Source organism: Pseudomonas sp. B20(2017) (genome assembly GCF_002113125.1).
Taxonomy (GTDB): Bacteria; Pseudomonadota; Gammaproteobacteria; order Pseudomonadales; family Pseudomonadaceae; genus Aquipseudomonas.
The window spans coordinates 1-22,830 of record NZ_NEJP01000008.1 but is presented as its reverse complement, the minus strand read 5'-3'; the positions used below and the strand labels follow the sequence as shown (position 1 = coordinate 22,830).

General features: G+C 57.9%; 17 protein-coding genes and 1 pseudogene. 4 read left to right on the top strand and 14 right to left on the bottom strand.

The window, feature by feature from the left end; all coding sequences use genetic code 11:
• The first annotated feature begins 457 nt into the window (after positions 1-457).
• Entirely contained in the window at positions 458-802 is a 345-nt protein-coding gene (locus CAF63_RS13415) for a cupin domain-containing protein (protein WP_039592382.1), read from the top strand.
• Between the two features lie 69 nt (positions 803-871).
• Here CAF63_RS13415 and mmsB read toward each other — a convergent pair whose 3' ends face one another.
• Together mmsB and CAF63_RS13405 are read right to left on the bottom strand one after the other, a co-directional pair.
• The gene (mmsB, locus tag CAF63_RS13410; RefSeq protein ID WP_039772935.1) at positions 872-1,759 is read right to left on the bottom strand and encodes a 3-hydroxyisobutyrate dehydrogenase; all 888 of its coding nucleotides are present in this window, start codon (positions 1,757-1,759) and stop codon (positions 872-874) included.
• 9 nt (positions 1,760-1,768) lie between these two features.
• Positions 1,769-3,295, bottom strand: a complete 1,527-nt coding sequence (locus tag CAF63_RS13405) for a CoA-acylating methylmalonate-semialdehyde dehydrogenase (protein WP_085685508.1) — start codon at positions 3,293-3,295, stop codon at positions 1,769-1,771.
• A 149-nt stretch (positions 3,296-3,444) separates the two neighbouring features.
• Here CAF63_RS13405 and CAF63_RS13400 point away from each other — a divergent pair, with 149 nt between their 5' ends.
• On the top strand, positions 3,445-4,392 hold the full coding sequence (locus CAF63_RS13400; RefSeq protein ID WP_085685505.1) for a LysR family transcriptional regulator: 948 nt from the start codon (positions 3,445-3,447) through the stop codon (positions 4,390-4,392).
• A gap of 186 nt (positions 4,393-4,578) precedes the next feature.
• Here the strand turns inward: CAF63_RS13400 and CAF63_RS28990 are convergent, their stop codons facing one another.
• Entirely contained in the window at positions 4,579-4,701 is a 123-nt protein-coding gene (locus tag CAF63_RS28990) for a hypothetical protein (protein WP_256574513.1), read from the bottom strand.
• 109 nt (positions 4,702-4,810) lie between these two features.
• Here CAF63_RS28990 and CAF63_RS13390 point away from each other — a divergent pair, with 109 nt between their 5' ends.
• The gene (locus CAF63_RS13390; protein WP_085685500.1) at positions 4,811-5,524 is read left to right on the top strand and encodes an FRG domain-containing protein; all 714 of its coding nucleotides are present in this window, start codon (positions 4,811-4,813) and stop codon (positions 5,522-5,524) included.
• Between the two features lie 72 nt (positions 5,525-5,596).
• Here CAF63_RS13390 and CAF63_RS13385 read toward each other — a convergent pair whose 3' ends face one another.
• The 5 genes from CAF63_RS13385 to CAF63_RS13360 form a co-directional block, all read right to left on the bottom strand.
• Positions 5,597-6,598, bottom strand: coding sequence for a hypothetical protein (locus CAF63_RS13385; protein ID WP_085685496.1), 1,002 nt, complete (start codon positions 6,596-6,598; stop codon positions 5,597-5,599).
• Positions 6,599-6,654: 56 nt separating this feature from the next.
• Positions 6,655-7,050: a hypothetical protein gene (locus CAF63_RS13380; protein WP_085685493.1), complete on the bottom strand. Its 396-nt coding sequence runs from the start codon at positions 7,048-7,050 to the stop codon at positions 6,655-6,657.
• Positions 7,051-7,249: 199 nt separating this feature from the next.
• Positions 7,250-7,552: a hypothetical protein gene (locus CAF63_RS13375; RefSeq protein ID WP_085685489.1), complete on the bottom strand. Its 303-nt coding sequence runs from the start codon at positions 7,550-7,552 to the stop codon at positions 7,250-7,252.
• A 414-nt stretch (positions 7,553-7,966) separates the two neighbouring features.
• Positions 7,967-8,632, bottom strand: coding sequence for an HNH endonuclease signature motif containing protein (locus CAF63_RS13370; protein ID WP_085685486.1), 666 nt, complete (start codon positions 8,630-8,632; stop codon positions 7,967-7,969).
• A 629-nt stretch (positions 8,633-9,261) separates the two neighbouring features.
• Positions 9,262-10,743 carry a tyrosine-type recombinase/integrase gene (locus tag CAF63_RS13360; protein ID WP_256574512.1) on the bottom strand — a complete coding sequence of 494 codons (1,482 nt, stop codon included), beginning with the start codon at positions 10,741-10,743 and terminating at the stop codon, positions 9,262-9,264.
• 44 nt (positions 10,744-10,787) lie between these two features.
• Here CAF63_RS13360 and CAF63_RS28405 point away from each other — a divergent pair.
• Positions 10,788-10,925 (top strand): annotated as a pseudogene (locus tag CAF63_RS28405) (LysR family transcriptional regulator); the annotation flags it as partial.
• Here CAF63_RS28405 and CAF63_RS13355 read toward each other — a convergent pair.
• The 6 genes from CAF63_RS13355 to recC form a co-directional block, all read right to left on the bottom strand.
• The gene (locus tag CAF63_RS13355) at positions 10,922-11,368 is read right to left on the bottom strand and encodes an OmpA family protein (protein ID WP_371807405.1); all 447 of its coding nucleotides are present in this window, start codon (positions 11,366-11,368) and stop codon (positions 10,922-10,924) included. The pseudogene CAF63_RS28405 and the gene CAF63_RS13355 sit on opposite strands and share 4 nt — an antisense overlap.
• 52 nt (positions 11,369-11,420) lie before the next feature.
• Positions 11,421-12,689, bottom strand: coding sequence for a diguanylate cyclase domain-containing protein (locus CAF63_RS13350; protein WP_085685474.1), 1,269 nt, complete (start codon positions 12,687-12,689; stop codon positions 11,421-11,423).
• On the bottom strand, positions 12,686-13,261 hold the full coding sequence (locus CAF63_RS13345) for a YfiR family protein (protein ID WP_085685471.1): 576 nt from the start codon (positions 13,259-13,261) through the stop codon (positions 12,686-12,688). The genes CAF63_RS13350 and CAF63_RS13345 overlap by 4 nt, the downstream gene beginning before the upstream one ends.
• A gap of 118 nt (positions 13,262-13,379) precedes the next feature.
• Positions 13,380-15,488 (bottom strand): exodeoxyribonuclease V subunit alpha, encoded by a 2,109-nt coding sequence (gene recD / locus CAF63_RS13340; RefSeq protein ID WP_085685468.1) that lies wholly within the window; start codon positions 15,486-15,488, stop codon positions 13,380-13,382.
• Positions 15,485-19,174: an exodeoxyribonuclease V subunit beta gene (gene recB / locus CAF63_RS13335; protein WP_085685466.1), complete on the bottom strand. Its 3,690-nt coding sequence runs from the start codon at positions 19,172-19,174 to the stop codon at positions 15,485-15,487. The genes recD and recB overlap by 4 nt, the downstream gene beginning before the upstream one ends.
• Entirely contained in the window at positions 19,171-22,623 is a 3,453-nt protein-coding gene (gene recC / locus CAF63_RS13330; protein WP_085685463.1) for an exodeoxyribonuclease V subunit gamma, read from the bottom strand. The genes recB and recC overlap by 4 nt, the downstream gene beginning before the upstream one ends.
• Positions 22,624-22,830: the final 207 nt, after the last annotated feature.

Genomic DNA, 22,830 nt, shown 5'->3' with positions numbered 1-22,830 from the left:
CTTCTCACGCGGCGGAAATCTAAACTCTGCCCTTAAGGGGAGAGTCAACGAGCTGTTCAAAGTTTTTTATTTGATCTGAGACGGACGTGCACACGCCCGTAAATACTGCACTCGATTGGTGCGGACGATGGGTCGGAGCGACATATTTACTTAACAATGTCTGCGTAGGGTGGAGCGCGCCCGCCGCACTCATGTTCAACTATTGAAAGCAACTTAGCGACGACACCCCTGGCGTATCACCTGCGAAATTAAAGCAAGTAATTTTGTTATAAGTTCATAACCCTTGTTCCAGATCAGTACATTTCTTTGATTAATGTTCCAAGGGTTATTGATTAACCGTTCAGTGCAAATCGTTGTTGCGTTTATGAGCAACTGAATGTCGAGCCCAGACAATTGGCAAAGTACCCGGCGCTATAGGGTGCAGATTCCGTACAAAGGCCCATTCTGGAACTCACCAATGACCGCACCTATCACCGTTTTGCGCGACACCCACCCGCTGCCCGTACTCGACGCCTGCAAATGGGAAAAGCTCGAGGGCGACCCGCACACCGTCAACCTCAACGCCTACACCAGCGAAGACGGCAGCAAGATCATGGGCACCTGGATCTGCACGCCGGGCAAGTGGCGGGTCGATTACGTGAAGTGGGAGTACTGCCATTTCCAGGAAGGCTACTGCGTGATTACCCCGGACGGCATGGAGCCGATCCACCTGCGCGCCGGCGACATCTTCGTCGTCGAGCCTGGCATGAAAGGCACTTGGGAAGTGGTCGAGACCGTGCGCAAATATTTTGTGTTCGCCTGATACAAAAAGGCCGGGAAACCACCCGACGTGATTTCCCGGCAACACCTACTGCATTGGATCTGATGACGATTACTGCGGCTTGCGATAGCTGTTGATAATCGCCGAGAAGTCCTTGCCCCCTTCCCCGCGCTGACTCATCGCCTGGTACAACTGCTGCGCCACCGCTCCCAGCACCACTGGCTGATGGGCCTGACGCGCCGCTTCGGTTGCCAGCCCCAGATCCTTGAGCATCAACTCGGCGCCGAAGCCGCCGGTGTAACCACGCGAAGCCGGCGCCGTTTCGACGATGCCCGGCCACGGGTTGTACATTTCCGAACTCCAGCAACGACCGGTCGAGCTGTTGATGATCCCGGCGAGCACCGTGGTGTCGATCCCCAGCGCATCGCCCAGCGCCATCGCCTCGCTGACGCCGACCATCGAAATGGCGAGCAACAGGTTGTTGCAGATCTTGGCGATCTGGCCGGTGCCGACCTCACCGCAATGCACGATGTTGCGGCCCATCTGCGCCAGCACCGGTTGCAGGGTGGCGAACAGTTCAGGAGTGGCGCCGACCATGAAGGTCAGCGTCCCGGCCGTGGCGCCGCCAGTACCGCCGGACACCGGGGCATCGGCCATGGCCACGCCTTGTTTGGCCGCCGCTGCCGCCACATCGCGCGCAGTCTGCGGATCAATGGTGCTGCAATCCACCGCTGGCACGCCTTTGCCGATCCCGGCCAGCACGCCGTCTTCGCCGAGCCAGACGCTGCGCACATGCACCGCCGCCGGCAGCATGGTGATCACCAGTTCTGCATCTTCAGCAGCTTCGCGAGCCGAGGCACGAATGGTGCCGCCCAGTTGCTCCAGCTCCGCCAGCACGGTCTTGTTCAGGTCCACCAGGTTCAGCGAATGCCCGGCCTTGATCAGGTTGCGCGCCATCGGCGCGCCCATGTTGCCCAGACCGATAAATGCGATTTTCATGGCCATTCCTCAGCGCAGGTTGATGGTGGTGTTCACGCCGTCGTTGACGCTGTCGTCATCGAACCAGCGCGCCGTGACCGTTTTGGTCTGGGTGTAGAACTGCACCACTTGCTTGCCGTACGGGCCGAGGTCGCCGAGTTTCGAACCGCGCGAACCGGTGAAGCTGAAGAACGGCACCGGCACCGGAATCGGGATGTTGATGCCGACCTGGCCGACGTCGATTTCAGTCTGGAATTTACGCGCCGCCGCACCGCTCTGGGTGAACAGGCCGGTGCCGTTGCCGAACGGGTTGGCGTTGACCAGCGCGATGGCCTGATCGAGGGTGTCGACTTCCAGCACCACCAGCACCGGGCCGAAGATTTCCTGGGTGTAGATCTGCATGTCGGTGGTCACCCCGGAGAACAGGGTCGGGCCGACGAAGTTGCCTTTCTCGTAGCCCGGCACGCTGATGTCGCGACCGTCCAGCTCGAGTTTCGCGCCTTCCTTGATGCCGCTTTCGATCAGATCGAGAATCCGCGCCTTGGCCTTTTTCGAAATGACCGGACCGACATCGGTGCCCGGCTCGTTGCCGGCGTTGACCTTGAGTTTCTGCGCCAGTGCTTTCAGATCCGGCAGCCACTGCTTGGCCGCGCCCACCAGCACCACCACCGAGGTGGCCATGCAACGCTGACCGGCCGCACCGAAACCGGCGCCGACCAGCGCATTGAGCGCTTGCTCGCGATTGGCATCCGGCAGCACCACCGCGTGGTTCTTCGCGCCCATCATCGATTGCACGCGCTTGCCATGCTTACCGGCCAGGTCATAAACGTGGGTGCCGACGGCGGTCGAACCGACGAACGAAACAGCCTTGATGTCCTTGTGGGTGCACAGGCCATCGACCACGTCCTTGCCACCATGAACGACGTTAAGCACGCCCGCCGGAATACCGGCTTCAATCGCCAGCTCCACCAGCAACATGGTCGACAGCGGATCCTGTTCGGATGGCTTGAGGACGAAGGTGTTGCCGCAGGCGATGGCCATCGGGAACATCCACAGCGGAATCATTGCCGGGAAGTTGAACGGCGTGATGCCGGCGCAGACGCCGATCGGCTGGCGCAGGGTATAGGTGTCGACGCCGCCGGCCACGTTCTCGGCGAACTCACCCATTTGCAGGCTGCCGATGGAGCAGGCGTGCTCGACCACTTCCAGGCCACGGAAAATATCGCCCTCGGCATCGGCAATGGTCTTGCCCTGCTCGGCGCTCAGCACCACGGCGATGCGTTTGGAATGTTCGCGGATCAGCGCTTGCAGCTTGAGCATGATGCGCATGCGTGCGCCGATCGGGGTCAGCTTCCAGGTCTGGAAGGCGCGCTGGGCAGCGCTGACGGCGGCGTCGACTTCAGCGGCGGTGGCGAACGGAACCTTGGCCAGCACTTGCTGGGTCGCCGGGTTGACGATGTCGTGCCACTCGGTGGTCTGCGACTCGACCCACTCGCCGTCGATCAGCAGCTTGACCTTCTGGATCGTGGTTTCGTTGGGCATAAGCGATGCGTTCATGCTGGTCTCCGGAAATTGTTTTTATCTTGGGAGCCAAGGCGAAAGATCCGCCTTGAGATGAGGCGTGTGTCACGAATTGGTTGTCGGACTGTTTTTGGAGTATAGATGTGCAAACTTCTAATAAGAACGCACATATAAGCCCGTCCAACATGCAAAAAAACATCACCTCTCTAGGCTCGCTGAACTGGGACGACCTCAAGTTTTTCCTCGAAGTCGCCCGTACCCGCAAGGCCAGCACGGCAGCCAAACGCCTGGCGGTGGACTACACCACCGTGTCGCGGCGGATCAGTTCGCTGGAAGCGGCGCTCGGCACTTTGCTGTTCGAAAAGTCGCGCACCAGCGGTTTCGTGCTGACTGCCGAAGGCCAGCGCCTGTTGAGTTACGCCGAGTCGATCGAAAGCACGCTGCACATGGCCTGCGAGCAGGTGTCCGGATCTGGCGTCGCGCTTTCCGGACATGTGCGGATGGGCTGCACCGAAGGTTTTGGCAGCTTCTTCATCACCCCGCAACTGAGCCACTTTGTCGACGCTTACCCGGCAATCTCCGTGGACATCTTGCCGCTGCCGCACTTCATCAGCCTGTCCAAGCGCGAGGCCGACATCGTCATCGCCCTCGAACGCCCGGAACACGGGCCGTATGTGTGCTGCAAACTCTGCGACTACCGCTTGCAGCTCTACGCGACCCAGGAATACCTGGACAAGCACCCACCGATCCGCCGCCCCGCCGACCTGGGCAGGCATCAATTCATCAGTTATGTGGATGACCTGGCGTTCAGCTCGGAGCTGTTGTATCTGGCGAACGTGTTGCCCGGCGCCAGCGCAAACTTGCGCAGCACCAGCGTGATTGCACAGTTTGTGGCGGCGCAGCAGGGGCGCTCATTGGCGATTCTGCCGTGCTTTCTCGCGGCTCAGGATCCGCGCCTGCTGCCGGTGTTGCCGGAGGAAATCGACATCAGCCGGCAGTTCTGGATGTACTGCCGGGAGGATCTGCGCAAGCTCAAGCGGATCACCCTGTTGTGGGATTACATCCGTGAAGTGACCGAGCTAAACCGCCCGTTATTGCTGGGCGAAACGCGAGACCTTCGGTTTACAGACTGAGCGTCTGCAAGTCGTGAGGGAGCCTTATCCTAACGATCTCAGAGAGGACTTGGCAACGGGTTGTGACAGGGGTTGTGACGCAACTTGTGACAGCACGACGAGGTATCGAAGGGAACCACGAGGCACTCGATTCAACAATCCGATAGGCATCTGAGTGGGCACACGGGGGAAATTGCGGGGCATGTATCAATGAGGTGGTCTTTCAGATTTTTCTTCCAGATTCTCATTGAGGGTCTTGAGGTGCCCATACAGCCAGAAGACCAGATGGACAGCCACGCAGACCCAGTAGGCAGCGCGTAGCTTGTCCATTAGGTTCTCCTTCGATAGCTGACCCTCAGCTTTGTTCCTATGGTCAATATCGACGCTGTAGTGTCGGTTTGATATTGTCGTAAGGAAAATGCCGAGGGTTACAGCGAACATGGAAATAAGCTCATTTCCTGAGTTTTACGAGGTCTTTTCTGAATATCGTAAGGACAATCGTTGGATGTTCCGTGGGCAAGCTGACGCTTCATGGGAAGTAGTCCCAAAGGCCGGCAGAAGCCCTTACAAGGAACGCGATGATCTGGAGTATCTGGCGTCGTGGAAAAGGAAGGCCTGCGAATACATCCCTAAAAGTCCAACGACGGAATGGGAGTGGATGGCAATAGCGCAGCATCATGGGTTGCCAACAAGACTGTTGGATTGGAGCTATAACCCGTTGGTTGCTGCCTTTTTTGCATGCCTATCTCACCCTGATATTGACGCAGCGATCTACTGTTTGAAGCCCAAACTTTATATCACCTCAGAAATGTCCGGCCCTCGTCGCTTGCGCAACGTAGCGAAATACAAGCCCAACAGCGTCGCTTCACGTATCGGGCGGCAGAGTGGATTATTCACAGCTCATCCTGATCCTGAGCTTCATTTGCCAAAAGCTTTGCAGAAAGAGGATGAGCTGGTCTCCCACGTCATTAAGGCAGGCTACAAGCGGCAGATGATGTTTGATCTCAGTCATTACGGCATAAATCGTTTGACCCTGATGGGGGACTTGGATGGCCTGTCTGCTCATATGTGCTGGGCTCTGGAAAACAACAGGTACTGGTCAGACCATGACGAATTCATGAGCGAGTTGGCCGGACAGCCTGCAATCAAGTGATCTGCCACATGATTCAAATGAGCCCCAGCCATTCCCTCTTGAACTGACCTTACGGGGTTCTGAGGGGCTTCCTCAGGTCAGCTCAATGTTGGTAATCATCGGGTAGTCCACGACCTCAGTTTGAAGACCATCCGCAGTCAGCTTCACCTTGACCTTACCGTTAGCCACGATGTCCACGACTGTCATGATCTCGATGTCCCAGCACTGATGGGCACCATTACGAGTTGCTTGTACCTTCCAGATGTCTCCGTTACGACCTTCGCGATAACTAAGCGAGGTGAACAGTTTAGGCAGCATGAACAGGCCACGGTCAGTGCCGCTATAAGGCTGCACAGAGGCACCAATCAGAGACTCGATGTCTTCAACACCTGCACGCTGAGCAGCACGCTCAAGAACCGCGAGCAATGACACCGGCAACAGAACCACAAAGTCAGACAGCGAGCTACCCACGGTCTGGTTGATGTTCATCGTCAAGATGTCGATCAGATCCTCAGCGACCTCTACAGGCTTGCCGGTTGGCTTAGTCGCCGACACGCTTTCAGTGGATGGTGCGCTGGAGAGGATGCCCGCGATTTTGCCAGCGGCATCATGCTCGATGTCCCGCAACAGCTTCTCACCGGTCTGATGCATAGAGCCTTCAGTGAAGCCCGCCATCAGGTTATGGTCGAGGATGGTGAAGCGCTTGCTAATGACCAATGCTGTATCGGTTGGCTCGGTGAAGATCACAGACCCGGCCAGGATTTCGCCCTTCGAGATGGTCTGGTTATCCCAGTTCTTACGAGGGTCAAAAGTGACGGAGCGATCAGCCATAGTGATGATTTGCTGACCGGTCGCCTCAGAGCCAGCCGGACGGAATTCACAAGGGGTGTGTTCGATTGCCGCTTGGCGCCACTCGTCACCGTTGAGGTAATCATCGAGGGCCTCTGTTAAGGCTTCCACATAGGCGGATACATCGGTGGCCGCTTGTGTTTCCACACGGACATCAGTCGTATTGAAGCGAATCGAGCCGTTTTGACTATCGGTGAGAGCAGTGCTGTAAGTCGATGGTTTGACGTATTGGTTAGGCTGTTTCATTGAAATAGGTCTCCTGAAGAATAAGTAGGGAAGTGATTGGTGCAGGTCTAGAGCTATCAGCCGTTATTACGGGAGCGTGCTGCCAAAACCTTTTGAGCTTGTTCACGGATGGCAGCAGCGCGGGACTCTCTATCAGCTTTCGCTTGGGCCAGTTCGCGTGGCGTCCACTCGCGTAAACGTTCAGCACGCTCGTCAGCTTCCCGCTGAAGTTGCTCACGGGTCGCTTTCTGCTCCCGCTTGGTCATGAAGTAGACCTGAGCGTCCTCTTGGATGGCCTTGAGGGACAAACCGGCTTCCTCGAAGGCTTTGATAACGCCGAACTTGGTGCCGTTGTTCCGGCCACACTGGGCCATCAACAAGGGCAACATGACGCTTTCGACGTACTCACGATTGAGGGTCTGCCCCGACACAGTTACTTCGTTCTTCAGGACTTTAGTGATTGTGATGTTCATGGATATGGATCTCCTATGAGGTGACCCTTTGATCGACCTTGGCGCCATAGACGCGCACGACAAGACGGCAAGGAGGGAGCCGCATGGGCATCTTCCAAGGTCGATCAAAAGGTTCTTGGTTTGGGTTATGTGGCTAATGCTGGATCAGGACATGGCAAGCCTGAAGGCATCTGAAGGGCACCAGTGAGGCGACACTGGGTTATTGCTGGACTGCTATTGGACGAGCTTTGAGGATAACGGGAACACCCTTCACTGCTCCGTAAAGAGCGATCAGGTCGAGACCAGTAGCAGCCATAAGAGCCTCAAGAGACTTCATTAGGAATGTTCCCAACTTCCCCGAGACGAACTCATTGATTTTCTCAGGGGGCCTGTTCGTGAAAACATCGAGAGCTTTTAGATCGAACAAAGCGGTAGAGGATCGACCGGTCATTGCCGACTCGATAGACAACAAGGTTTCACGATGTTGATGATCGAGACCATCGAGTTTGAAGTGGAATCGCATAGGCCTCCTTTGAGACTAACTGAAAGAATGGGTGCTCATGGTCGCCAGACCAGCCTCTAACTTAGAGAAACCTTGAGAGGATCTTTAAGACAAGAGCAAAGATCTATTAATAGAATAATAATTAGAGCTACTCAGTGAGTAATCTTTAAGTTAAAGGCCCCCGTGAACATTGAGCAATACACGGTGGCCCCAATCCCGTGCAAGGCCTCCCAGCGATGCCCTCAAGAGGCACCGACTAACGATCAGCAATATCAATGTTCGCTCCTTCCTACTGGAGCCAGACACGAGGTCTGCTTACCGAGGACAGTTGAGCGTTGGCGATCTGGTCGCGCTTGGCACTCGGTGGTCTCTGGTCGGACGTGGTGATGCCCGGTAGGAATCTGTGTAGCCATAGTGAGGATACTGACCATAGGGCTATTGTCTGATAGTCACTCGATTAGGTGCCCCGATGATGAACCCTTGAGGATCCCTACGAGCGGTATCACCCAAATTATCCTTCTTTACCTGAGCGAGCCAATGCTGGGCAGCACGGGGATTCACAAAGTAGTTCATATGGGTGATGCCTCTAATTGTTGTCTTCCCAATATACCGAACGCCTGAGGTGAATTTGTAATCACGGGTGACACCAGTAGGAAGATGAGGATCCTTCTTTGGGTACTTTTCTTTAAGAGCAGATGCACGGTTACCGAAGTTTTCGTGATAGGTCAGCGGTCGGAGATTACTTGGATGATTGTTGTTCGGGTTACCGTCGATATGGTCAATAACCAAAGACTCATCAAATTCACCATGAGCCATTCGATAAACAATGCGGGATTTCTGAACGCGGACTTTGTGTTTCGTGTCCCCGTCCATCCAAGTTACCTCAACCTGCTGCCGTAGCGAGCTATTGGAATAAGTGCCCACAGGGGCGCCCTCTTCGGTTCCCCTGCGAGTCTTGCCGGGAATGAGCTTGAAGGATCGCGCCACGATGCCCTCATGATCGTCGCTGAGCTTATAGCGGGTCTCAAGGATATCTATAGGTGGTAATAGGCATACGGATACGTTGGTGCCTTGAAGCTTGATTTTCGATGCAGTGGTCATGGTTGGCCTCCTGAGCTGGGTAGGGTTGTGTGTCTGTAGCCATAGTGAGGGGTTTAAATCCTACGACCAGTTTCCTACCCTTCGAGACCAGAAATTCGTAGCCCCTAAGCTCACTAAGCAAGGCCAGGAGCCAGCGAGTCACCCTTCTCAGTTGTGCATTAACGAGAACACACAATTCGCAAATCGGAGAAGGTCGCGATAATCCTAAAACTAAAAATCATGTCTGACTTTGTAGGTAATCGTCCTAGGGGTTAATTTCGGTGGGTAATCCGTTAAGACTATGCACTCTCCTAAGGCGTACTTTATTGTTTTTACAGCCCCCCAGCTCTTGTACGCTGAACTATGTATTTTAAACGTGCCCATTTTGTGCATTTTTCCTTGGGTACCGATATGCAGCCTATCGCTCAGTTTGAGATGGTAGCTAACCACTTCTACGTTCAGCGAACTCCCATCCTCCAGCTTCAATTCAAGGCTCGGAGTTTTAGTTTCCATTCATGACATTCCTTATGATTTGATTACGATGACGGTGTACCAGCCCTACTCTGCCATTCGCACGACTGTAACCACCTTCCGCTAATTTAAGGTGATACATCATCAACTCGCACGAATGACCGAATATCAAGCCAGCGTCAAACCCCTCCGCGCAACACCTTCTTGAGCATCTCAGCGACAACCTCCACAGGAACACCAGAGCCATAGGTGTCAAACGTGATAGTGCCCGAGGCGTGCCCCATAACAGCCTGAGCGTGGACTGTAGGAACACCTTTCACCTGCATCAAAGAGGCCAACGAATGTCGCAGTGAGTGAAAAGTGAGACCCGCCGTGTGATCTTCTCCAAGAGCCGCAGGGATCGCTTGTTGATTCGCCCATTCACCAGCTGTCTTGTACCCAATCTGAGCCAGTGACTTTGACTCACTTCCCTTACAGGACTCGACATATCGAAGGAACGCCGCAAGGTCGAACCCATAGGCTCCATCAGTCAATGGCACCAGTCGTTCACTACGTTTGTTCTTAATGGACTTCCCTTCGCCAACCTCATTGATGTGGATGGCAACAACTCCAGACTCAAGGGTCTGAATGTCGCTCGTGGTGAGCTGAGAGATTTCATTGAGACGGCCCCCCGTGATGACTCCAAGGCTGAGCAGCCAGCGCTTCCATGAGGTTTCTGAGAGGCTATTAGCGTATTCCATCACCTTGCCCACTTGAGCCTGAGAGAAAGCCTTACGGGTGGACTCGAGGCCTTTCGTGAGCTTGAGCTTCTTGTCGTATGCCTTCGCCAAATGACCGTTTTCCACAGCCCAAGCGAGTACAGCTGAGAGCTTCACGATCAACTTATTCACCGTCGAGGGCATCCGTCCCTGCGAAAGGCGATCACGCAAAGCTACAAGATCAGCCCGTGTGTGATTTCTCAGATCGAGGCTTCCCAGTTGGGACGACAACAAGCCATGACACAACTTAGTCTCCTTCAAGGTTGAAGCCTTCTGATCCTGCCCCCGGTCAGCCAGATAGAGGCCTGAAAGAGTCTCAAAGGTCATTGCCGTCGGTAATACAGATAGAGACAGAGGGACGGCCTCACCTGCATTCAACTGGTCGTCCTCAAGCTCCCGGATGATCTCCACAAGAGGCACTGAGTCACCCTGTAGGCGCACCTGAGCGGCATCCATAACCTTCTTCGCTCTCGCTACATGTTCATGCTGATCGACACTCAGCGGCATCGTTGCAGCGATCTCCGTAAGATTTGTCCTGACGTCCTCATAGAGGTCGCCCCAGTCACGCAAGGAATGCACATCGTGGGCCGCCGATAAGAGATTCTCAGCGACCCACAGCAGATGGTCTCGCAGCTCCTGCCAAGTCGCCTGAGGGTGATCCAAGTGAAATGCCTTGATGGTCTCGGCTAGTCGTCGTGAAGCGTCCATAGCGGCCTTTCTGTCGGTAGTCTTAAGGGAAACTGAGGCTGTTTGAGAGACGCTGCCAGTTTCTCGCAGACGCAGATAGTAAATGCCGTTACGCCGGTAGTGGTAGGGCTTCGCAAGCCTCGTGGTTGGCCTTAAAGGAACCACAAGACTTGTGACAGCAGTTGTAACAGTGGAACGCTCGGATTGGGTCTTCATGGCGGTCAGCCCCCGTAAACATTGGGATTGACCTCACTGACTTGCAGTTCTGGATGTACTGCCGGGAGGATTTGCGCAAGCTCAAGCGGATCACCCTGTTGTGGGATTACATCCGCGAGGTGACCGAGCGCAATCAGGGTCTGTTGATGGGTGAGACCCGCGAAATGCAGTTCGCCGATTAATCGGCGCTCACCACGATCGACACCCGGCGGTTTTCGGTGCGGCCGGCTGCAGTGTCGTTGGAAGCGACCGGTTCGCGGCTGCCGAGGCCTTGCAGCTGGATGTTCTCTTCCTTCATGCCGACCGAGGTCAGCACTTTTCCGACGCTTTTCGCGCGGCGCAGTGACAGCTGCTGGTTGTAGGTTTCCTTGCCCGAAGCATCGGTGTGGCCATCGACCCGCACGCGCTCGATGCCGACACCCAGCAGCGCCTTGCCGATACGCTCGACGATTTCGGTACTTTGCTGGTTCAGGCTTTCGACATCGCTGCCAAACAACACTTTGCCCGACAGGCCGAACTCCCAGCCGTCATCGGTCAACTCGAAGCCTTGCTGCTTGAGGACAGCGACCTGGGCCGGCGTCAGGCCTTTTTGTGGGGCGGTCTGGCAACCGGTCAAGGCCAGCATGGCCGTCAGCAACAGGGTGGAAAACAGTCGAATGGAAAGTGAGAACACGGCATCAGCTCCTGGTTTGAACGGGGTCGACCGGGTGCTCCGACCCGGCCGTGAATTGGGCGCCGCGCGACAAGCGCTTGGCTTGATACATCGCGGCATCCGCCGCATCGAGCAAGGTGCCGGGCGTGGCGCCATGATCGGGGTAAACGGCGATACCGATACTGAGCGAAGTCACGACACTGCTGTCGCCCGGCAGCGCAATCGGAGTGTCCATACTGGCGAGGATCTTGTCGGCAATCCGTTCGGCGTCTTCGGTCTTGTGCAGGGGCGTCAGCAGAACGGCGAACTCGTCACCACCCAGACGCGCCACCAGATCCTCTTCACGCAACTGCGCCCGCACCCGATTCGCCACCGCCACCAGCACCGCGTCGCCGGCGGCATGACCGAAGTTGTCGTTGATGTCCTTGAAACGGTCGCTGTCTAGAAACAGCACCGCCACTTGCTCATTCAACTTGTGGGCATTGCGCAGAGCACGGATAAGGCGGCCTTCGAAAAAGGCCCGGTTCGGCAACCCGGTAAGGCTGTCATGGCTGGCCTGATGGGCGAGGGTTTCGTTCTCGCTCTGCAAGTGGGTTTGCCAGGATTCGAGTTCATCGAGCAGCGCATTGAAGTCGGTGCCGAGGTTGTCCAGTTCGGCAATTTTTGCCCGTGGCACCCGTCGATCCAGTGCCCGCTCGCTGCGGGCTGCATGCGCCACCGCCGCCAGGCTGTGCAACGGGCCGATGATCCTGCGCAACTGACGCTGCGCCAGGTACAGCGCGACCCAGGCGCTGATCGCCGTGCAGAGAATGATCCCCGCCAGACCGCTCAACAGAAAACGCATCAGGCTGCCGCCGTGGCCGATCAGCAAAATGCGCCCAATCTCGCGATCCTGATGCAGGATCGGCAGGCTGATGGGTTTTTCCAGAATGACTCGCGCGACCTGCATCTCCAGCTCGGAAATCAGGCCGTTCTCCGGACGCTGCCAGCGCGCGAGCAATTGGCCCTGAGTGTCCAGCACCTGGGCATCGGCCACTTCTTCGGTCGAGGCGATCAACGCCAGCGCTTCGGTCGCGGCGGCCTTGTCGTTGAACACCACGGCGGCTTCCACGGTGTAACTGATCGAGCGGGCGATCAAGTGCAGGTTGTGATCGGCATAGACCCGCAGCGCCAGCACACCAAGCAGCGTCAGCGACACACTGGCCATTGCCACGGCGACCAGCGCCACAATCAGGTTGCCACGACCGATGACCGAGCCGAGGGTCGGGCGCTCTGTGGATTTGTCGCGTCTCATGGCACCGCCGGTTTGCGGCGCGACAACTGCAGCACGCTGGGATGAATGCGCACACCGCTGCGGGCGACAGAGTCGAGATTGACCTCGAACGACACTTGTTCATCGCCGACCCGCAGGCAGAACAGGCTGCCGACCGTGCATTGATCGCCGCCTTCGCTGATGCTCAGCACCGGATGGCCGATCAGGGATGCGAACAGCCGGCTGCGCTCGTCGGCCGTGAGTTTGCCGATGTAGACCGCGTCGCACTCGCTGACGATGGCCGGGTTGTCAGCCAACAGTCGACGCACGATGACCGGACGCCCCGTGGCCTGAGTCGTGCCCTTGACCAGGTCGTCGGTGTATTCGGTCGGGCCGACGATGCACAGGCGCAACTGCGCCGGCTCTACCGGCCAGCGCGCGTAACTGAGGATACCGAGGACAACCTGGGTCACGGATTTGGCCCGCTGTTCGGCCATGCCCGCCGGAGGTTGAGTCTGGGCAGCGGCCACACCCGTGAACCAAAAGAGCACACCGGCAAGCAATGCCCACTTGCAGCCAACTACGCGCTCTGTCGCCCAGACAGCCACCTTCATGCAAGGATTCTCTTGGATCGTTACGAAATGATGCCGCAACGATAGCACAGCGTTGGAACGCCAGCGATACAGAGCCCCTGACCGGCCGGTCAATGAGCGGCAGTAATCGAAAGCCCCTTCATCCTCGAGGCGTAGTCCCTTCTTCCAGTTCCAGCATAAGCCCGCTCAGGCGCTTCACCTTACGTTGTACTGCCTCCTCGAATACGCCACTGCGGGGTTCAATCAAGGTGAACCAGTCCTTGGCCCGGGTAATTCCGGTGTAGATCAGTTCCTTGGTCAACACGGGATTCAGGGCGTCCGGCAGGATCAACGCGGTATGGGCAAACTCCGAGCCCTGCGACTTGTGCACAGTCATCGCATAGACGGTCTCGACATCGTTGAGCCGGCTAGGCAGCACGAAACGCACCCCGCCGCGCCCGTCGTTACGCGGGAACGCCACTCGCAACACCGATTTACCGGCGTCCGGTCCATCGCGCTCGGGCAATTTCAGGGCGATACCGATATCACCGTTCATCAGCCCCAGACCGTAGTCATTTCGGGTCATCAGCACCGGCCGACCTTCGTACCATTGCTGGTCGCTCTCGATCAGCCGCGCCTTGAGCAGCGCGTCGGTGATGCGCTGGTTCAGCCCCTCAACACCCCACGGCCCTTTGCGCACTGCGCACAACAACTGGAAGGTATCGAAGGCCCGCAGGACGTCACGCGCCCAATCGACCCAACCCGGGTGCTCGAGCGGCGTTCCGCTCGCCGGACGGCGATCGCGCAAGACACTCAGATAGTGTCGATAACCGTGAGGGCCTTCGCCGTGTCCATCGAGCACCAGGTTCTCAAGTTTCCGGTCGTGCTCGTTCTGAAGCGACAACGAAAACACATCGCCATGAGTTTTGGCTTCCAGCAACTGGCGAGCCTCGACCGGGAGTTGCTGATTCACCCGTCGCGCCAGTTGACCGATGCCGCTGCCCTCGCCGAAACGCCGCGAGTGACGCAACATCACCACTTGCTGGGCCAATGGATGCGAGCCGTCAGAGCCTTCGTGCAAGCCGCTGTCCAGCAGGGATTCGCCGCTCACCTGTTCCAGCCACTGGCGAGTCTGCGGACTGTACCAACCGGCTTCGGCATCGCGGCACAAATCTCCCAGCACCGCACCAGCCTCCACGGAGGCCAGTTGATCCTTGTCGCCCAGCAACACCAATCGGGCATGAGGCGGCAAGGCATCGAGCAGGTTGGCCATCATTTCCAGGTCGATCATGGACGCTTCATCGACCACCAGTACGTCCAGAGGCAGGCGGTTACCGGCATGGTGGCGAAAGTGTCGCGTGCCGGGACGACTGCCGAGCAGGCGGTGCACCGTGGTCACCTCGGTCGGGATTTTTTCCCGGACGCTGTCAGCGACCTTCAGCGATTGCACCTGCTGACTGATGGACTCGGTCAGTCGCGCCGCCGCTTTCCCGGTAGGCGCCGCGAGTCGAATGCGCAGTGGCTGATGCGCCTCGACCGCAGGTGCCTGGAGCAAAGCCAGTAGACGAACCACCGTTGTCGTTTTGCCAGTGCCTGGGCCACCCGTGATGATGCTGAAGGCACTTCGGGTGGCCAGGGCGCAGGCGAGCTTCTGCCAGTCGATGACATCCGCACGCTGGGCCGGATCGAACAGCTCGTCCAGCCGTCGTGCAAGATCGGGCGGTGTCGCTTCCTGCTCCGCGAGCCGCTGACGCAATGCGCTGTCAATGCGCCGCTCGTAGGCCCAATAGCGCCGCAAGTACAAGCGTTTGCCGGACAGCACCAGCGGGCGCTCCTGCGCCGACGCACCTTCGTCGGCGGCCAGCGCCACCAGCGAACTGCCGGCCAGTACTTTGCACCAATGCGCTCCGTCGAGGTTTTCGAGCAGTTGCGATGGCAGCAGCAACACGCCAGGTTGTGCGTCACCCTCCGGCGGCAGGGACAGGGCAAAATCCGGCGCCTTGAGGGTTTCGAACAGATCCAGGCAGACATGACCATGGCCGAGCTGGTGACTGGTCAATGCGGCGGCGAGCAACACCAACGGATCGACATCGGGCGCCAACTCATGAAGAAAGGCCACGAATGCCTTGTCCAGCGCCCGCAACCAGCCACGCTCGACCCATTGGGTCAGCAACAGCAACAGATCATCGGCACGGGTCAGGGGCGTCAGTTGCGCGAGGCTTTCGGCGGTCAGCGGTGTTGGCAACAGGTCGGCGAATGTCCGGTTCATAGCAGTACTCCCTGTTCCCACGCGGGCTCGGCCTTGGGTTGCGGTTTGCCCTGGAACATGAGGTCCAGACGTTCGATGAGCTCCCTTGGTGGTCGCGCGAAGTAAACGCCACCGCCAGGGGCCCGAGTTCCGCGCAGGAACAGATACAACGCACCGCCGATATGCCGGTCGTAGTCGTAGTCGACGAGCCGCGCCTTGAGCTGACGATGCAGCGCCAACAGGTACAGTACGTATTGCAGGTCATAACGGTTGTCGAGGATCGACTGCTCCATGGCCCGCTCGGTGTACGCGGCGTCATCGACACCCAGCCAGTTGGATTTGTAATCGGCCACGTAGTAACGGCCCTCGTGCTCGAACGTCAGGTCGATAAAGCCTTTGAACATGCCATTGAGCTGCACCGCTTCGGCGCCGACCCGGGCCACACCGTTGTGGGTGAATTGACGCACCTGTTCGTCGAGCTTGAGCACGTCGACTTTATGACTGGCGAACCAGAATTCCATCTCGACCCGATATTGCTTCAATTGCTCGAGCACCACTGGCGGTTGGTCGAGCCCTGCGGGCAGTGGCAGTTTGAGCAAGTGTTGCAACCAGTCGCCGAGGGTGGTAATCCAGCCTTCCCAGCCCCGTCGATTGCAACGCCGGGCGATCGCATCATCGAGCGACTCGCGGGTGACCGCGAAGCCCTCCTCACCCGCCCACTCGAGCAAACCGTGAAGAAACGTTCCCGGATTCGGCCCGCGAGGGAAGCGGTGAATATCGGCCCCGCCGGCGATGATCTCGCGCGGTGCTTCAGGATCGAGGCGTTCGTCGTCGAACAGTTTTTGCGCTTGCGGACTGTCAGGAGCTTCGTCATTGCCGACGCTCAGCACGTCACTGATGCGCAAGGCACTGTATGACGCGATCCACCAGTTTTCGCTGGCCCTGCGGCTCGGTAAAAGGGTGGCACGTAACGCGGCCTCATTACGCGGAGGCTGGTACTCCTCGCTGGTGGCCGCCGGCATCTCAACAACGCTCAGCGCGGAACAATCCTGTTGCAGATCGTCCAGCCAGCGGGCCAATCCGCTGGATTCATTCAACGTTGCGCCGCCGCCCAAAAGATAGCCCAGCGCGGAAAGATGCAGAACCGAGCTGCTGTGATTGCCGCGTTTGAGATCCGCCACCCCGAGCCAGCACGCATGTTGTGCGCGAGTCAGCGCGACGTAGAGCAAGCGGAGATCTTCCGCCAGGCGCTCGTTGTCCGCCAGGGCGATCAGTTCGGCGTCGGGCTTCAAACTGATGCGGGCCTTGCCGGATTCATCGTGGTAATGCAGCGGCAATCGACTGCCATCCACGGGTTTGGCCGAGCAGATGAAAGGCAGGAATACCAATGGGTACTCAAGCCCCTTGGACTTGTGAATGGTCACGACCTTGACCAGTTGTTCGTCACTTTCAAGACGCAGGATCTGCTCCTCACCTGCCTGCCCGGACAGCGCCAGATGCTCGGCCAGATGGCGTATCAGTGCCTGCTCGCCATCGAGTTCCGACGCGGCCTGTTGCAACAACTCCGACAGGTGCAACAGGTTGGTCAGCACCCGCTCGCCATCACTGCGGGCGATGAGCGTCTGCGGTAGTTGAAAGTCGTGCAGCAGGCGCCGCAACATCGGCAGCACCCCTTGTTTGCGCCAGAGCTCACGATAACCGCGGAACTGCATGACCCGGGTTTCCCAGACCAGTTCGTCCTGATTCAGACGCTCCAGCTCAGCCAGTGGCAGGTTCAGAGTAATGCACGCCAGCGCCGCTTTAAGGGAGCGTTCGACATCCGGCTCGGCGCACGCCTTGAGCCACGAAAGCAAGTCATGAGCTTCCTGAGCGGCAAAGACCGAGTCCTTGTCCGACAGATAAACGCTGCGGACTCCGCGCGCTGCGAGCTCACCGCGTACCGCCTGCGCCTCTTTACCATCGCGCACCAGGATCGCAATGTCCGCTGGCCGCAGCCCACGCCAATCCTTGCCCTCCTGCGCAAACCCGGCACGACCGGTTTGCCCGCCATTGAGCAGAGTCGTGATCTCACTGGCGCAGGCCGCCGCCAACTGCTGGCGATAAACCGCACCGGACAGTGGTTTGTCGGTGGATAAATGCCAGATGTTGAGCGCTGGCACGTCCAGCCCGGATACCTGCAAATGTTCTTTACGACCCTGAGCCTCCACAGGCTGGAACGGCACCGGGTTATCGCCGTTTTTCTCTCGGAACAGAAATGCTCCGCGCCCTTGCTCACGAGACTCTGCACGCTCGAACACATGGTTGACCGCACTGACCATTCCGTGACTGGAACGGAAGTTCGTACCCAGGGTATGCAGGCGTCCGGTTGTGGCCTGGCGGGCTCGCAGATAGGTGTAGATGTCCGCGCCACGGAAGGCATAGATCGCTTGCTTCGGATCGCCAATCAGGAACAACCCGGTCTCGGGGTTATCCTCTTCAATGCGATAAATGCTTTCGAAGATCCGGTACTGCACCGGATCCGTGTCCTGGAACTCATCGATCAGGGCGACCGGGAACTGCTCGCGGATGAGCGTGGCGAGACGTTCCCCACCGTCGGACTGCAAGGCAGCATCCAGACGCAACAGCATGTCGTCGAAACCCATTTCGGCCCGACGGCGCTTCTCGTCTTCAAAGCGGGCACCGACCCATTTGGCAGCATGCTGCAGCACGGCCGCATCGGGCGTCGGCAAATTGTCGAGGCTCGACTTGAGCACAGGCATGGCATCCAGGCCCGGGTGACTCGGCGGCTCGCCTTTCCAGGCTTCAGCCATGCCTTCCGGCGTGAGCCGGGCGAACCCGGTGCCGATATCCAGTTGCTCGAGCGACTCGTCCTCGGCCCAGGCCTTGAGCTTTTCGAACCAGGGTTCGAAATAGCGGGCCTGCATCTTGCGCCCGTCCACGGTTTTGTTGGCGACGCCCTGATGGCAGATGGCGAGTAACTCATCAGCCCACTGCCGCCATGGCCCCTTCAACTCCACCAATGCCGCACGGCGTTCCTGCAGGCAGTCTTCGATCAGTTCGGATGGGGTCTTGTCAGAGTCCCCTTCGCGCTCGGTGCCAAACAGCCCACGCACACGCGGCAACAAGGCCGCCGGACCTCCCCAGTGACTGCGGACCCAGCTCAATGCATCGCCCTGCATCGGGTAGCAGAACAGCCGCCAATAATCGCGCAGCACTTCGCCGAGCAAGTCGCTGTGATCGGTTTCCAGTGTCTGGGTAAACAGACTGCCGCTGTCGAATGCATGTTCGCGCAACATTCTCTGACACCAACTGTGGATCGTCGAAACCGCGGCTTCGTCCATCCATTGCGCGGCGATGTCCAGGCGGTTGGCGCAACCGGGCCATTGTTGCGGATCGAACTGTGCACGCAGTTCATCGATCAACGCATCAGGGGGCGGAGTCTCGTCGCGGAAGAAACGGGCGGCTTCGGCCAGGCGCGTACGGATGCGTTCGCGCAACTCTTTGGTGGCCGCGTCGGTGAAGGTCACCACCAGAATCTGCGGGGGCAACAGCTCTCGACCGAAACCACTCGCCTCGCCTCCGTGGCCAAGGATCAACCGCAGATACAATGCCGAAATGGTAAACGTCTTGCCAGTGCCCGCACTGGCTTCGATCAGTTGGCTGCCCCTTAACGGGAATGCCAGGGCGAGCGGCTGTTGGTTGCTCATGCGCCTGCCTCCTCGTGGGTCCATGAGCGCCACGGTGCCTCAAGCAGAGGGCGATACAGTGCATCACACCAACCGGAGAAGGTTTCATCCGCCTGCAGTGCATCGAAGTCGGCGAATTGTCGGGCCAGAGCCGGGCTTTCGCGACGTTCGCCTTCGTTGGTCTGACCATCACCCTCATAGGCTTTGCAGGCAGCCGTTTCAGCCTTGACCGGATCTGTCTGCCCCAGCCATGCGAAAGCTGTTTTCACCGCGACCGGCAGTGGCTGGCGCATGCCCGTCTGCCAAGCGAGCAGCAGATCCTCAAGAATTCGTCCCGCTCGAGTCTGTTCCAGAGGTTCAAGAAGGAGCGTGTCATCGCTGGCTACCAGTGCGGTCGTCAGGGAAAGTCCACTGGCACACGCGACAAGATGGCTGACCCAGGGCTTGGTCAGGTGATGCCATTTACGGTTCTTGATCGAGCCAATGCTGTTGGGGATTGTTGTGACCGAGAGTACGCCGCCATCGGCGCGTCGGTGCAAACCTCCCAGCCATCCTTCAAGGCGCAGTTCCTGCCATTCAAAATTGATCGGTAGCGCGTTGGTCAGAGGTGTTGGCCATAAGGCCAACAGTTGTTGATAGCGTTGCAACAAGTCAGGCAAAGGCTCGATCAGCTCTCGCTGAAGGCATTCACCGAATCCGGCCATGGGCAACAGTCCGCTGTTTTGGAGGCGTCGGGCCTGAGACTCGAGCGCCTGATCTACGTTGTCCGAGTGCCTCATGGCTGCCCCGAGCAAGCTGTCGCTGAGCATGTATCGCTGCAACGCATCCAGTACAAAGGGTTCCTCGTCAGCCTGAGGAACCTGTGCCGCTTCGAAGTAAACCTTGAGTCGCTGAGTGAAAAAGTGTCGGACCGGATTGCGCAGAAAGTCTTGCAGCAGTTCCAGACTCAACGGTTCCTCCTGAACATGGGGCGCAAGCATTGTTGCAACGTCATTCTGCTCGTGATGCTGATGCAGCACTTGCCATTCGCTGGCATAGCTGAACAGTTTGTCTTCCTCATGGAAGTAGCGCGAACTGAATGGCTGCAATGGATGCTCCTGAGTCATGGCAATCAGAAGATCCTCGTTGTCATCAGCTGATCGCCATCCATTGGCGAGATGATCGCGCAACTGGCCGATCAACACTGAGGCTGGCCGCTCACTGTTGTCGCGAATGCTTCGGCCCACCCAACTGATGTAGAGCTGATGACGGGCGGACAAGAGCGCTTCAAGCAGAAGATAGCGATCATCCTCCCGACGTGAACGATCCCCCGGCCGGTAGTCACTGCCCATAAGATCGAAGTCCAGCGGCGGTTGAGCGCGTGGATAATCGCCATCGTTCATGCCCAACAGGCAAACCAGCTTGAACGGGATCGCGCGCATTGGCATCAGCGTACAAAAGTTCACAGCTCCGGCCAGGAAGCGCTGCGACAGACGCCCCTGATCCAGCCCCGCCAGCCAGGCCTCACGGACGACGGTCAGTGGCAGTTCCTCCAGCAGACCGACGGCCTCGCAGGTTTCCAGCCAGGTTTCACGCAACTCCTCGAGTTGAGCCAGCAGGTAGTCGTCATGCTCATCTTCGGGCTTGAAAAACAGCTGCATCAACGCCTGAAGCCGATGTCCCCACTCCTGTGGTTGCGCGGGTTTCATCAGTTGCTGATGCGAGACTTCCAGTGCATCCAGCAACGCCACCAACGGACCGATCAATGCAGCATCGAGACCACCTATCTCATCGTAAGGCTCGATATCTCCACAGGCACCGGAACTGCCAACGGCATAACCGAGCAGCATCCGACGCAAGCCGAAGCGCCAACTGTTTTGCTCCAGTTGATCGGGTAATCCCAGTTCGGCACGTTGTCCGGCATCGATGCCCCAACGTACACCGGCCCCTTCAATCCACCGATGCAGGGTCGGCAGGTCTCGCTCCTGCACACCAAACCTGGCACGTAACGCAGGAACGTCAAGCAAGTCGAGGATCTCACTGACGGGAAAACGGCTGTCCGGCAGCTTGAGCAGATGTTCGACAGCGATCAGTAATGGATCTCGTCCCCGCTGCCCCTGATCGGCCATGGTAAAGGGAATGAAGCGTGGATCATGACGATCCAGTTGGCCAAATACGGCGCGAATATGCGGCGCATAACTATCGATGTCAGGCACCATCACGATCACATTACGAGGGCGTAATTGGGGGTTGGCACTGAAGCGGGCCAGGAGCTGGTCGTGAAGAATTTCCACTTCGCGCTGGGCGCTATGGGCAATGTGAAAGCGGATCGAGTCGTCTTGAGTCAGATCGACTGCCGGCCAGAGTACTCGAGTCTCGCTGAGCGGCCGCAGTTCCAGAATGTCGTCCTGTAACTGATTGAGCATGTTGTTCGGCTGGGTTTCGCTGAACAGATCGATGCGTCCGTTGCGAAATGCTGCGCGATAGCTGTCAGGCTCGTCGTAGCTGTCGAGAAGGCTGATGTAATCACGACCTTGCTTGCCCCAAGCGGCGAGTAGCGGGTGAGCATGTTGGTGGAGTGTTTCCGAATCCAGCACTACAGGCATGCCGTTTTTTCGGGCCTGCCGCTTGTACTGGTGACGCAAGAGATCCTTGTCGGCAACGATATCGGCCCAGTGATAACGACAGGGATTATGGACGCACAACAAAACCTGGCTGAAACGGGATAGCCCGGCCAATGCCTCCAGCACCTGAGCGGGCAGCGACGAAATTCCGAATACGATTACCCGCTGGGGAAGACCGGCAGGTGCGCACTCAAGACTGTCGATGCGCTCCATGAACCGCTGGTGCACGCCGGCCCGACTTTGGGCCATGCCTTGCTCGCCTACATCATCCAGCAGGGCACGCCACAACTCTGCCTGCCAGCAACTGGACGGTGAGAGCGGTTTCGCTTCACCTCTTACATTGCGGAGTTGATGATGCCCCTCTGCCCAGTCCTCAAGCCAATCTGCGCGGTAAACCTGATATTGGTCGAATAGGTCTGCCAGACGTTCGGACAACTGGTAGCGCTTGCGCAGATCGGTGTCATGGGTGAGGAAACGTTGCAACGGTTCGAAATGCGGACGGTTGATAACCTGTGGCAATAGGCGCATCAGACGCCAGGTCAGCGGCGCCTTGTCGAGCAGCGACTTCGCTGGAATTTCCTCTCGCCCCAGAACCATCCGGTACAGCTGCCACATGAAACTGCCCGGCAATTGCACGTCGATAGCAGCGGCGATACCACAGCCGCCTGAATCGTCCGCTTCAGGATCCTCAGCCAGTGCCAACTTGAGCCATTGAGCGATACCGTTGCTCTGCACGAGCGCGATTTCGTTCTCCAAGGGGGCCAATGGATAGCGCCGCATGATGCTGATCACAAGGCTGCGCAGTTCATCCAGGCTGTTGCTCTGAACGACCATGAATGCAGCGTTGAGGGACTGAGTGTCCGGCATGAAGGCTTCCTTGGAAAAATACAAAAGCTAGGGCTGAACCTTAGCATTGTCGGCCGGCGAGAACAGCCGCAGGGCGGCTGAGAATGCTGTAAGAACTTTCCTGCGGGCAAAACAAAACCCCAACTGCTTTCGCAATTGGGGTTTCGGAATTTAATCTTGACGATGACCTACTCTCACATGGGGAAACCCCACACTACCATCGGCGAT